Raw genomic sequence first — 11,715 nt, 5'->3', positions numbered from 1 at the left:
TCAGGTCGTGAACGCCGACCCGGGCTGGGGGTACCGCACCCAGGTCGTGAACGGCGATCCGGGCTGGGGCGCCGCTCCGGCTCGTGAGGCCGACCCCGGCTGGGGCGTCGTCGCTCCGGCCGACGCGGACGCTGACCCCGGCTGGGGAGCGGTGCGGGCCCTCGTCGCCGACCCGGGTTGGGGAGCGGTGGCGCCGGCGACCGCCGACGACCCGGGATGGGGGTCAGTGGGGGCATGACGGTTCCCGAAGATCCCCGTTTTCGACGCGAGATGGCGAGTGCCTACCGCTCGGGGTGGCACTTCATCGACCTCGTCACCGCGGTGCCGCACCGTGGCGAGTCGTTGATGGTCACCCTCTTCGGTGAGCCGATCCTCGTCACCCGCGGCGACGACGAGGACATTCGCGCCTACCGCTGTCTCCGCCGTCCCCGCGGCGCCCCGCAGCCCATCCGCTGTGCCATCCGGTACGGCATGATCTTCGTCAACCTCGACCAGCGGGACCACCAGCTGATCGAGCCCGAGGCCATCCCCGCCACCCCCCGCAGTGCCTGAGCGATTCCCCCGTCGTTGTAGATCGCTCAGGTACTTCCCCCACACAGCGGCGCCATCGCGGACCTGAAACGCGATGGCGTCGCTGTGCGTTTTCCGTCAGGTCGTCGCCACGGGACGCGGTCCCGGTGCGCGCCGCCCCGGGGCTCGCGCTCCGGGCCCGCCCGGGGCTACGCCCGGCCCATCGCCCGGGTAAGGGCGATCTCGATCACGACGCGGTCCGGGTTCGGGGTCGGCGTCCGGCCGTAGCGGTCGGCGTAGCGCGCGACCGCGTCCGCGACCGCGTCCTCCTCCGTACGGATGCGGGCGACGCCCTCCAGGGTGGCCCAGCGCCCCTTGTCGACCTGGCAGACCGCGACCCGCGCGCCCTCCGCGCCCGCCGCCAGGACGTTGGCGACCTTCCGGCTGTGCTTGTTGGTGATGACCCGCGCGATGCCGTTCTCGCCGCCCTCCGGGTCGTACGTGACGCCGACCGCCACGACGTGCGGGGTGCCGTCCGGACGCGGGGTGGTCAGCGTGCACATGTGGTACTCGCGCCAGAAGCCGAGGTACGAGTCGCCGGGGTTGCGCGGATCAGTCGCCATGCCCCGGAAACTACCCGGGGGAGGGCTCCCGGGAACACATTGAGCGTTATCGACTCAACTTTGTGTACCCTGTAAGGGTCATGGAAGACAGGGCAGAAGACGAGGACCGCGAAGCCGAGGAGGAGCACCGCACGTGGACGCCGAACTCACCAACAGGAGCCGGGACGCGATCAACGCGGCGACGAGCCGCGCCGTGTCCGAAGGGCACCCGGACCTGACCCCCGCCCACCTGCTGCTGGCGCTCCTGGCGGGTCAGGACAACGAGAACATCACCGACCTGCTCGCCGCCGTCGGCGCCGACCAGGCCGTCGTACGCGGCGACGCGGAGCGGCTGCTCGCCGCGCAGCCCAGCGTCACCGGGTCCACCGTCGCGCCGCCGCAGCCCAACCGCGAGTTCCTCGCCGTCATCGCCGACGCCGACAAGCGCGCCAAGGAGCTCGGGGACGACTACCTCTCCACCGAGCACCTGCTCGTCGCCGTCGCCGCGAAGGGCGGCAAGGCCGGTGAGATCCTCGACGCGCAGGGCGCGAGCGCATCGGCGCTCCTCGACGCGTTCGAGAAGAGCAGGGGAGGACGCCGGGTGACCACACCCGACCCGGAGGGTCAGTACAAGGCGCTGGAGAAGTTCGGCACGGACTTCACGGCCGCCGCGCGCGAGGGCAGGCTCGACCCGGTCATCGGCCGGGACCACGAGATCCGCCGCGTCGTGCAGGTGCTGTCGCGCCGCACCAAGAACAACCCGGTCCTCATCGGCGAGCCCGGCGTCGGCAAGACCGCCGTCGTCGAGGGCCTCGCCCAGCGGATCGTGAAGGGCGACGTGCCCGAGTCGCTGCGGAACAAGCGGCTGGTCTCGCTCGACCTCGGCGCGATGGTCGCGGGCGCCAAGTACCGCGGCGAGTTCGAGGAGCGCCTGAAGACCGTCCTCTCCGAGATCAAGGAGAGCGACGGCCAGATCATCACCTTCATCGACGAGCTGCACACGGTCGTCGGCGCCGGCGCCGGCGGCGACTCCGCCATGGACGCGGGCAACATGCTCAAGCCGATGCTGGCCCGCGGCGAACTGCGCATGGTCGGCGCCACGACCCTCGACGAGTACCGCGAGCGGATCGAGAAGGACCCCGCCCTGGAGCGCCGCTTCCAGCAGGTCCTGGTCGCCGAGCCGACGGTCGAGGACACGATCGCCATCCTCCGCGGCCTCAAGGGCCGGTACGAGGCCCACCACAAGGTGCAGATCAACGACTCCGCCCTGGTGGCCGCCGCGACCCTCTCCGACCGGTACATCACCTCCCGCTTCCTGCCCGACAAGGCCATCGACCTCGTCGACGAGGCGGCCTCCCGGCTCCGCATGGAGATCGACTCGTCCCCGGTCGAGATCGACGAGCTCCAGCGCTCCGTGGACCGCCTCCGCATGGAGGAGCTGGCGCTCAAGAACGAGACGGACGCGGCGAGCAAGCAGCGCCTGGAGAAGCTGCGGCGCGACCTCGCCGACCGCGAGGAGGAGCTGCGCGGCCTCACCGCCCGCTGGGAGAAGGAGAAGCAGTCCCTCAACCGGGTCGGCGAGCTGAAGGAACGCCTCGACGAGGCCCGCGGCAAGGCCGAGCGCGCCCAGCGCGACGGCGACTTCGACACCGCCTCCAAGCTGCTCTACGGCGAGATCCCGGCCCTGGAGCGGGAGCTGGAGGAGGCGAGCGAGGCCGAGGCCCAGCAGGAGGCCCGCAAGGACACCATGGTCAAGGAGGAGGTCGGCCCCGACGACATCGCGGACGTCGTCGGCGCCTGGACCGGCATCCCCGCAGGCCGCCTCATGGAGGGCGAGACGCAGAAGCTGCTGCGCATGGAGGACGAGCTCGGCAAGCGGCTGATCGGCCAGGGCGAGGCCGTGCGGGCCGTCTCCGACGCCGTGCGCCGCACGCGCGCAGGGATCGCCGACCCCGACCGGCCGACCGGCTCGTTCCTCTTCCTCGGCCCGACCGGCGTCGGCAAGACGGAGCTGGCGAAGGCGCTCGCGGACTTCCTCTTCGACGACGAGCGGGCCATGGTCCGCATCGACATGTCGGAGTACGGGGAGAAGCACTCGGTGGCCCGGCTCGTCGGCGCACCCCCCGGCTACGTCGGGTACGAGGAGGGCGGCCAGCTCACGGAGGCCGTTCGCCGCCGCCCGTACAGCGTGGTCCTGCTCGACGAGGTGGAGAAGGCGCACCCGGAGGTCTTCGACGTCCTGCTCCAGGTCCTCGACGACGGCCGCCTCACCGACGGCCAGGGCCGGACCGTGGACTTCCGCAACACCATCCTGATCCTCACCTCGAACCTCGGCAGCCAGTACCTCGTGGAGCCGCTGACGAGCGCCGAGGAGAAGAAGCAGCAGGTCCTGGAGGTCGTACGGGCCAGCTTCAAGCCCGAGTTCCTCAACCGGCTCGACGACCTGGTGGTCTTCTCGGCCCTCGACAAGGCCGAGCTCGGCCGGATCGCGCAGCTCCAGATCGACCGGCTCGCCAAGCGGCTGGCCGAGCGGCGGCTCACCCTGGACGTCACCCCGGAGGCCCTGGCCTGGCTGGCGGACGAGGGCAACGACCCGGCCTACGGCGCCCGGCCGCTGCGCCGCCTGATCCAGACGGCGATCGGCGACCGGCTCGCGAAGGAGATCCTCGCGGGCGAGGTCCGCGACGGGGACACCGTGCGGGTGGACCGCTTCGAGGACGGCCTGATCGTCGGCGCCGCCCATTAGGTCGCTTCTTCCGGAACAGGCCGGAGCGGGGGCGGCGCGGGTGACGAGCGTTGCCCCCTTGGGGCGAGATCCTGTCAGCCGGCAGCGGATCGCGCCGTGGGGACTTGCCACGTACCGCCCGGCATGGGGGAGGATGGCGAGCATCCGTACGAAGGGAAATACACGGTGAGCATCGACCCGTCCTCGATTCCGAATTTCGGGGGCCAGCCCCAGCCTCAGGCCGCAGGACCGGCGGGCCCCGTCGTCCCCGACCAGGACCTCGTCAAGCAGCTCCTCGACCAGATGGAGCTGAAGTACGTCGTCGACGACGAGGGTGACCTCGCGGCGCCGTGGGAGGAGTTCCGCACCTACTTCATGTTCCGCGGCGAGGACGAGCAGCAGGTCTTCTCGGTCCGTACGTTCTACGACCGCCCGCACTCGGCCGACGACCGCGCCAAGGTCCTGGACGCGATCGACGACTGGAACCGCCGCACCCTGTGGCCGAAGGTCTACACGCACCTGCACGAGGAGGAGGACGGCTCCGCCACCCTCCGCCTCATCGGCGAGGCCCAGATGCTGATCGGCACCGGCGTCGCCCTGGAGCACTTCGTCTCCTCGACGGTCAGCTGGGTCCGCGCCTCCATCGAGTTCGACAAGTGGATCGTGGAGCAGTTCGGCCTCGCCGCTCCGGACGAGAAGGCCGAGGGCGGCGACGAGGCCTGAGCCTCCCCGCACCCGTACGCCCGGAAGCCCGGCCCCTCCCGAGGGGGCCGGGCTTCCGCCGTACGGGCTTGTGTCGTACGGGGCTCAGGCCAGCCGCTTGAGGCGTGCGACGGCGTCCTCCAGGACCTCGGTCCGCTTGCAGAAGGCGAAGCGCACGAAGGGGGCGCCCTCGTCGCGGTGGTCGTAGAAGACGGCGTTCGGGATGGCGACGACGCCCGCGCGCTCCGGCAGGGACCGGCAGAAGGCGACGCCGTCGGACGTGCCGAGGGGGCGGATGTCGGTGGTGACGAAGTAGGTGCCGGCCGGCTTGTGGACCCGGAAGCCCGCCTGGGCCAGGCCCGCGCTCAGCAGGTCCCGCTTGGCGGCGAGGTCGGCCCGGAGGGTGTCGAAGTAGGCGGTGGGGAGGCGCAGGGCCTCGGCCACCGCGTACTGGAAGGGCCCGGCGGAGACATAGGTGAGGAACTGCTTGGCCGAGCGCACCGCGGTGGTCAGCTCGGGGCTCGCGGTGGTCCAGCCGACCTTCCAGCCGGTGAAGGAGAAGGTCTTGCCGGCCGAGCCGATGGTGACCGTGCGCTCCCGCATGCCGGGCAGCGAGGCGATCGGCAGGTGCTCGGCGTCGTCGAAGACCAGGTGCTCGTAGACCTCGTCGGTGACGACGAGGAGGTCGCGCTCGACCGCCAGTTCGGCGACGGCGGTCAGCTCGGCGCGGGTGAGGACCGTGCCGGTGGGGTTGTGCGGGGTGTTGAGCAGCAGGAGCCGGGTGCGGTCGGTGACGGCGGCCCGCAGCTCGTCGAGGTCGAGGACGAAGGCGCCCCCGTGGGGCCGGAGGGTGACCGGGACGCGGGTGCCGCCGGCCATCGCGATGCAGGCCGCGTACGAGTCGTAGTACGGCTCCAGGGCGATCACCTCGTCGCCGGGCTCGACCAGGGCGAGGAGGGCCGCGGCGATGGCCTCGGTGGCGCCCGCGGTGACCAGGACCTCGCGGTCGGGGTCGTACTCCAGGCCGTAGCGGGCGCGCTGGTGGTCGGCGACGGCCGTGCGCAGCTCGGGGACGCCGGGGCCGGGCGGGTACTGGTTGCCGAGGCCCGCCCGCAGGGCGCGGACCGCGGCCTCCCGGATCTCCTCGGGGCCGTCGGTGTCGGGGAAGCCCTGACCGAGGTTGATCGCCCCGGTCCTGGCGGCGAGGGCGGACATCTCGGCGAAGATCGTCGTGCCGAACTCGGCCAGCCGGCGGTTGAGCAGCGTCCTTGTCATGACGGTCATCCTGGGCCGAAGCTCTGGAGTTGCTCAAGTGCGCTTTGGCGGGGAGCGCGGGTGGGGATCGCCCTGGCATGGGCATCACATTCTTCATCCTGGGGATCGCGCTCGTGTGCGCGGTCGTGGTGGGGGTCGTGGCGCGGGGGCTGAACGACACGCCGGTCCGGCGCGGCGGCGACAGCTGGTGGGCCGGGCCCGCCTCGTCCTCCTCGTCCTCCGGCTCGTCGTCCTCCTCGTCCTCGTCGTCCTGCGGGACCTCGTCGTCGTCGTGCTCCTCGTCCTCCTGCTCCAGCTCGTCTTCCTGTTCGAGCTGTTCCAGCTCCAGCTCCTCGTGCAGCTGAAGCTCTGGTCTCGCTCAAGTCCGCTTTGACGGGGTGCCGGACCGGGCATCCCCCTCGCACCACAGACATACGGGGGTTGATCATCATGGAAGTCTTCGCGATCGTCTTGTTTGTGCTCCTGATCGCTTTCGGGACGGGGTCCTCCCTCCTGGGGGCGCGGAACAGGCGGCGCAACAGCCACCGGGGCGGCAGGCGCGGCAGGGGGGGACGCAGTTGGGCCGACGGCGGGGGCGGCAGTGGCGGCTGCGGCGGGGGAGGGAGTTCCTGCGGCTCCGGCTCCGGCTGCGGCGGAGGCTGCGGGGGCAGCTGATCCGGCTCCCCTCGGCACGTCGGATCGGCTCCGCAAGCACATCGGATCGGCCCCGCGCATCGACGTAACGATCGATTCCGATTGAACAAGTGAACTGTGTGGACCCCGAAGGGGTTGGAAAACGCAGCAAGTTGGGTAAAAACGCTGCGAGTCGCCCGACGGGCGTGGTTCTCTCGCTCCTGACAGAGACAGCCCTCGGACCGTGTGTGGACCCGAGCCGGCGATCCCCCACTCCCGTTGGACCCTTCTCCGGGGCGCCCCCGGCCCACCCGTCAAACCGTGTTTGCGGAGCCGACCCATGCTCACGACCCTGAAGACCTCCTACACCGACACGCGCGCGGACGATCTTGCCTGGGCGCTCGGGCGCGAGCCGCTGCCCGCCCTCGCCGTGCTCGACCTCGAACTAGCGGGCGCGACCGTGCAGTTGCGGCTGCTCGGCGCCTCCCACCAAGTCCTCCTGGAGGAGGACGGCCGCAGCTGCTCGGAGACCGTGGCCTGTATGCCCGGCAGCAGCACCCCGCTCCCGCTCGGCGTCTCCAAGCGCGTCGGCGAGTGGGAGTACGAATTCGCCGCCCGGGTCGAGACGCTCCCGCACGGCTCCTTCGCGGGCCGTGCGCAGGAGTTGCTCGCCCTGGTCGCCGACCACCCGAACGGACTCGCGGGGACCTTCCCCGGCTCGCCGCACGCCTTCACGGCGATGCTGGCGCAGCGCCACGAGGGCCAGGTGCGCTGGCGCACCTGGCACGCGTACCCGCAGGAAGGGCAGTTGGTGGTCACCAGAACCCGCATCGGCGCACGTATGCCCGCAGCGCTCTGACGCGCCACCCCCCGGGCCCAGGTGCACTCGTGTGGGTGACAAGGGGTGGGGGTGGCGTGACGTAGCGTTACGGACATGACCGAGCCGACCCTGACCATGCCGCCCACGAGAGTGCGGCGACCGTCGCCCGTGCGGCGGCGGCGCGAGCCGGAGGTGCGCCTCCCGGTCCTCGCCGTGGTCTTCGTCTGCGCCGCCTGCGGTCTGGTCTACGAGCTCGAACTGGTGGCCCTGGCCTCGTACTTGATCGGGGATTCGGTCACCCAGGCCTCCGTCGTGCTGTCCGTGATGGTCTTCGCGATGGGGGCGGGCTCGCTCCTCGCCAAGCGGTTGCGCTGCCGTGCCGCCGTCGGCTTCGGCCTGGTCGAAGGCGCGCTCGCGCTCGTCGGCGGCTGCTCGGCGATGGTGCTGTACGCGGCCTTCGCGTGGTTCGGCGAGCCGCGGTACGTCGTGGTGGGGTTCTCGCTGGCCATCGGCGTGCTCATCGGCGCCGAGATCCCGCTCCTGATGTCCCTCATACAGCGGGCGCCCGGGTCGTCGCCGGCCGGCTCGGGCCGGCCGGGGCGCGCGGGAGGGCCCCCGTCGACGGGGGAGCGGGACGACGCGGCGGGGACGGTCGCCGACCTCTTCGCCGCCGACTACGTGGGCGCGCTCGTCGGCGGGCTCGCCTTCCCGTTCCTGCTGCTGCCCTGGCTCGGCCAGCTCACCGGCGCGCTCGTCACCGGCGCGGTGAACGTGGTCGCGGGCGGCGGGCTCGTGCTGTGGGTGTTCCGCCGCGACCTCACCGCCCGCTCCCGGAGCCTGCTCCTCGGCGTGAACCTCGCGGTCCTCGCCGTGCTCGCCACCGCGACCGCTCTCGTCGACGACTTCGAGGAGGCCGCGCGGCGGGCGGTGTACGGGGAGCGGGTGCGGGTCGCCGTCCACACCGACCTCCAGGAGGTGGTGGTGACCGGGGGCCGGGAGGGCCCGCCCGACCTGTTCCTCGACGGCCGGCTGCGGGTCTCGGGCCGGGACGAGCACCGCTACCACGAGGCGCTCGTCCACCCGGCGATGAACGGCCCGCACGGGCGCGTGCTGATCGTCGGCGGCGGGGACGGGCTCGCCGCCCGCGAGGTGCTGCGCTACCCCGGCGTCCGCTCCGTCACCGTCGTGGAGTTCGACCCCGGGGTCGTACGGCTCGCCCGCACGGACCCGGCGCTCGCCGCGCTCAACGGCCAGGCCTTCCGCGACCCCCGGGTGCGGGTGGTCCACGAGGACGCGTTCACCTGGCTGAGGGGCGCCGCCGATCGTGTGCAGGAACGGTACGACGTGCTGATCTCCGATCTGCCGGACCCGGGCATCACCCCCAGCACCAAGCTCTACTCGCAGGAGTTCTACGGGCTCGCGGCCCGGTCCCTGACGGCCGCCGGGCGGCTCGTCGTCCACGCCGGCTCGGTCATCGGCCGCCCGCACACGTACTGGACGGTCGAGGCCACCCTGCGGGCCGCCGGGTACGCCACCCGCCCGTACAGCGCGAGCGGCCGCACCCCCGGCTTCTCCGCGGGCCCCGACCGCGCCGACCGCACCAGCGGCAACGACCGGCAGCCGGGTGACTGGGGCCTCCTCCTCGCCGTCCCCGGCACCCGGCCCCCCGTCCTCGCGCTCGCCCCCGGCGCGCCCCGGCCGCGCTCGCTCGGCCCCGGCGCCCTGGAGGCCGCGGCGCGCCGCGCCGAGCGGGCGCGGGTCGCCGGGCTGCCGCCCTCGACGCTGGTCCACCCGCGCTACGGCAACTGAGTGCGGTACCGGAGCGGGGCGCCGGGCGCCGCCCCGGCGCGAACAGGCGACGGGGCGGCCCGCTCTGAGTAGGCTCGGCTCCCATGGAGCATGAGGTGTTCGTTCCGGTCCCGGCCGAGGTCCTGCGCGCGACGCTCACCGATCCCGCACGGGTGGCGCGCTGCGTCCCCGGCCTGCAGCGGGACGCCGACGCGGAGGCCGGGCCCCTCGCGGGCAGGCTGAAGCTCCGGGTCGGTGGCAACACCATCACCTACCGGGGCGCCCTGCGGATCGTCGAGCGGGACGACGCCATCACGTACGAGGGCGAGGGCGCCGAGGTGCGCGGCAAGGGCGAGGTCGAGGTGTCGCTGACCGTCGTCCTCACCCCGCTGGCCGAGGGCACGAGCCTGAGCTTCACCGGAGCCGTCTCGGCCGCCGGCCGGCTGGCCGAGGCCCCCGAGGAGGCCCGTGCCACGGCCGGGATCCGGCTCCTCGACCGGTTCGCGGAGGCGGTGGCCGGGCTCGCCGACGAGACGGCGCCGGGGACGGGACCGGAGGAGGGTGCGGGGACGGAGCCGGAGCCGGGGACGGCGTCGGGTGCGGGGACCGGGGCCGGCGCGGGGTCGGCTCTGGCGTCCGGGCCTTCGGCCGACGGCGCGGAGAGCGACGAGGACGGCGTGGACGACGGGATCGAGGAGCCCGGCGACGGCTCCCTCCCGGACACCCCGGTCCTGCCGACGCCCCTCGACGCGCCCGCCGAGGAGGCCCTCGCGGAGGAGGGCCTCACCGAGGAGTACTTCGCGGGCGAGGAGTTCGACGCGGTGGAGTTCCCCGTGGCGAAGCCCGCGGCCGAGGCCGCCCACGCCCGGCGCACCATGATCGGGCGTAGCGCCGAGGAGGTCGACCACGCCCCGCCGCGCGGGCGGTACGCCCCGGTGCCCGCCCCCGAGGCCTCCGGCGCGGGCGCGACCCTCCGGTGGGTCGCCCCCGCCGCCGCCCTCGCGCTCGCCTCCGCCGTGGTCGTCGGACGGGCGCTGCGCCGCCGCCGCTGAAGCTGCCGTCCGATCCGCTGTCCGATCCGCTGTCCGATCGGCTCCCCGATCCGCTTGTCGATCCGTCGTCGAAGCGTCGTTGACACGGTCCAACCGGGGCTAGGGTCGGAGCGTGAGCATGCAGACGCGACTGACGGCGGGCGACGCCGAGTTGACCATCAGCCCCGAGAACGGCTGCCGGATCGAGAGCCTGCGGATCGGCGGCACGGAGGTGCTGCGCCAGGGCGAGCGGTACGGCAGCTTCCCGATGGTGCCCTGGTGCGGGCGGACCGCGCTCGGCCGCTTCCACAACGGGGCCACCGAGCACCGGCTGCCGATCAACGCGGCCCCGCACGCGATCCACGGCACCGTACGGGACCTCGCCTGGAAGACCGCCCGGACCTCCGCGACCGAGGCCGTGTTCACCTGTGAGCTCGGTGACCCCTGGCCGTACACGGGCCTGGTCACACAGGTCTTCGAGCTGGCCGAGGACTCCCTCACCCTGCGCTTCGGCGTGGAGACGTACGACGCCTCCTTCCCGGCGCAGGCCGGCTGGCACCCCTGGTTCCTGCGGAACCTCGGGGCCGGCGGCGAGGACGTACGGATCGACTTCACGCCCGCCTGGCAGGAGGAGCGCGGCGCCGACCACCTGCCCACCGGTGAGCGGATCGCCCCCCTGCCCGGCCCCTGGGACGACTGCTTCGGGATGCCCGACGGCGTCGACGTCACCCTCACCTGGCCCGGCGAGCTGGAGCTCAAGGTGGCGAGCCGCGCCGAGTGGGTCGTCATCTACGACGAGCCGGCGGAGGCGGTCTGCGTCGAGCCGCAGTCCGGCCCCCCGAACGGCCTCAACACCCACCCGCGCCTCGTCACCCCGATCGACCCCCTGGAGGTCGAGAGCGTGTGGAGTTGGCGGCGCGCTTAAGCTCGGGGCATGACTGACGTACGTGCTGAGCTGCTCCAGCAGATCAAGGACAAGGCCGTGGTGCACGGCAAGGTGACCCTCTCGTCGGGTCGGGAAGCCGACTACTACATCGACCTGCGCCGGATCACGCTGGACGGCGAGGCCGCCCCGCTCGTCGGCCAGGTCATGCTGGACCTCACCGCCGATCTCGACTTCGACTGCGTCGGCGGTCTGACCCTCGGCGCCGACCCGGTGGCGACCTCGATGCTGCACGCCTCCGCCGCGCGCGGGGAGCGCCTCGACGCCTTCGTCGTCCGCAAGGCGCAGAAGGCGCACGGCATGCAGCGCCGCATCGAGGGCGCCGACGTCAAGGGTCGTCGCTGCCTCGTGGTCGAGGACACCTCGACCACCGGCGGCTCGCCGCTGACCGCCGTCGAGGCCGTCCGCGAGGCGGGCGGCGAGGTCGTGGCCGTGGCGACGATCGTCGACCGGGGCGCCGCCGGAGCCATCGCGGAGGCGGGGCTGCCGTACCTGACCGGCTACCAGCTCGCCGATCTCGGCCTGGCGTAACCGCCGCGAAGTCGTGACGTAGGGCCCGGGGTACCGCTCGAACGGCTTTGACCTGCGCTTTTATCGAGGGGCGGGGGGGTTGGCGTGGAAAACCACCCGCGGGCAGGTAATGAGCCGAGTCTAAAAAAATAACCATATACAAAAATCTTTATTTCCTCTTTTTGGTGGTTATTTTT

The 11,715-nt window shown here is 72.5% G+C and carries 12 protein-coding genes; 10 read left to right on the top strand and 2 right to left on the bottom strand.

All coding sequences use genetic code 11. From position 1 onward, the window contains the following. Positions 1–7: 7 nt before the first annotated feature. Positions 8–238, top strand: coding sequence for a hypothetical protein (locus ACWDVG_RS27505; RefSeq protein ID WP_451702954.1), 231 nt, complete (start codon positions 8–10; stop codon positions 236–238). Next, entirely contained in the window at positions 235–552 is a 318-nt protein-coding gene (locus tag ACWDVG_RS27500) for a (2Fe-2S)-binding protein (RefSeq protein ID WP_451702952.1), read from the top strand. Before ACWDVG_RS27505 ends, ACWDVG_RS27500 begins: the two co-directional genes overlap by 4 nt. A gap of 167 nt (positions 553–719) precedes the next feature. Here ACWDVG_RS27500 and ACWDVG_RS27495 read toward each other — a convergent pair whose 3' ends face one another. Then, positions 720–1,133, bottom strand: coding sequence for a pyridoxamine 5'-phosphate oxidase family protein (locus ACWDVG_RS27495; RefSeq protein ID WP_451702949.1), 414 nt, complete (start codon positions 1,131–1,133; stop codon positions 720–722). 133 nt (positions 1,134–1,266) lie between these two features. Here ACWDVG_RS27495 and clpB point away from each other — a divergent pair, with 133 nt between their 5' ends. Next, positions 1,267–3,858, top strand: a complete 2,592-nt coding sequence (gene clpB, locus ACWDVG_RS27490) for an ATP-dependent chaperone ClpB (RefSeq protein ID WP_451702947.1) — start codon at positions 1,267–1,269, stop codon at positions 3,856–3,858. A gap of 165 nt (positions 3,859–4,023) precedes the next feature. Continuing rightward, the gene (locus tag ACWDVG_RS27485) at positions 4,024–4,560 is read left to right on the top strand and encodes a YbjN domain-containing protein (RefSeq protein WP_451702945.1); all 537 of its coding nucleotides are present in this window, start codon (positions 4,024–4,026) and stop codon (positions 4,558–4,560) included. Between the two features lie 84 nt (positions 4,561–4,644). Here the strand turns inward: ACWDVG_RS27485 and ACWDVG_RS27480 are convergent, their stop codons facing one another. Next, positions 4,645–5,823 carry a pyridoxal phosphate-dependent aminotransferase gene (locus tag ACWDVG_RS27480; protein ID WP_451702944.1) on the bottom strand — a complete coding sequence of 393 codons (1,179 nt, stop codon included), beginning with the start codon at positions 5,821–5,823 and terminating at the stop codon, positions 4,645–4,647. A gap of 178 nt (positions 5,824–6,001) precedes the next feature. On the opposite strand from ACWDVG_RS27480, the gene ACWDVG_RS27475 reads away from it, so the two are divergent. From ACWDVG_RS27475 to pyrE, 6 genes are all read left to right on the top strand, one after another. Beyond that, the gene (locus tag ACWDVG_RS27475; protein WP_451702943.1) at positions 6,002–6,187 is read left to right on the top strand and encodes a hypothetical protein; all 186 of its coding nucleotides are present in this window, start codon (positions 6,002–6,004) and stop codon (positions 6,185–6,187) included. Positions 6,188–6,766: 579 nt separating this feature from the next. After that, positions 6,767–7,285: a DUF2617 family protein gene (locus ACWDVG_RS27470; protein ID WP_451702941.1), complete on the top strand. Its 519-nt coding sequence runs from the start codon at positions 6,767–6,769 to the stop codon at positions 7,283–7,285. 96 nt (positions 7,286–7,381) lie between these two features. Further along, positions 7,382–9,055 (top strand): polyamine aminopropyltransferase, encoded by a 1,674-nt coding sequence (locus ACWDVG_RS27465; protein ID WP_451703013.1) that lies wholly within the window; start codon positions 7,382–7,384, stop codon positions 9,053–9,055. An 83-nt stretch (positions 9,056–9,138) separates the two neighbouring features. After that, positions 9,139–10,086 (top strand): SRPBCC family protein, encoded by a 948-nt coding sequence (locus tag ACWDVG_RS27460; protein WP_451702939.1) that lies wholly within the window; start codon positions 9,139–9,141, stop codon positions 10,084–10,086. A gap of 118 nt (positions 10,087–10,204) precedes the next feature. Further along, on the top strand, positions 10,205–10,990 hold the full coding sequence (locus ACWDVG_RS27455) for an aldose epimerase family protein (RefSeq protein WP_451703012.1): 786 nt from the start codon (positions 10,205–10,207) through the stop codon (positions 10,988–10,990). Between the two features lie 9 nt (positions 10,991–10,999). Further along, the gene (pyrE, locus tag ACWDVG_RS27450; protein WP_451702937.1) at positions 11,000–11,539 is read left to right on the top strand and encodes an orotate phosphoribosyltransferase; all 540 of its coding nucleotides are present in this window, start codon (positions 11,000–11,002) and stop codon (positions 11,537–11,539) included. Positions 11,540–11,715: the final 176 nt, after the last annotated feature.

The sequence above is a fragment of the Streptomyces sp. NPDC003327 genome, from assembly GCF_053589515.1.
Note: the sequence above shows the minus strand (reverse complement) of the source record. Positions and strands in the feature narration are given on the sequence as shown.

Coding starts and splice junctions, on each gene's coding strand:
- ACWDVG_RS27500 (WP_451702952.1), top strand. CDS start 235: ATGACGGTTCCCGAAGATCCCCGTTTTCGACGCGAGATGGCGAGTGCC.
- ACWDVG_RS27495 (WP_451702949.1), bottom strand. CDS start 1,133: ATGGCGACTGATCCGCGCAACCCCGGCGACTCGTACCTCGGCTTCTGG.
- ACWDVG_RS27480 (WP_451702944.1), bottom strand. CDS start 5,823: ATGACCGTCATGACAAGGACGCTGCTCAACCGCCGGCTGGCCGAGTTC.
- ACWDVG_RS27470 (WP_451702941.1), top strand. CDS start 6,767: ATGCTCACGACCCTGAAGACCTCCTACACCGACACGCGCGCGGACGAT.
- ACWDVG_RS27465 (WP_451703013.1), top strand. CDS start 7,382: ATGCCGCCCACGAGAGTGCGGCGACCGTCGCCCGTGCGGCGGCGGCGC.
- ACWDVG_RS27460 (WP_451702939.1), top strand. CDS start 9,139: ATGGAGCATGAGGTGTTCGTTCCGGTCCCGGCCGAGGTCCTGCGCGCG.
- ACWDVG_RS27455 (WP_451703012.1), top strand. CDS start 10,205: ATGCAGACGCGACTGACGGCGGGCGACGCCGAGTTGACCATCAGCCCC.
- pyrE (WP_451702937.1), top strand. CDS start 11,000: ATGACTGACGTACGTGCTGAGCTGCTCCAGCAGATCAAGGACAAGGCC.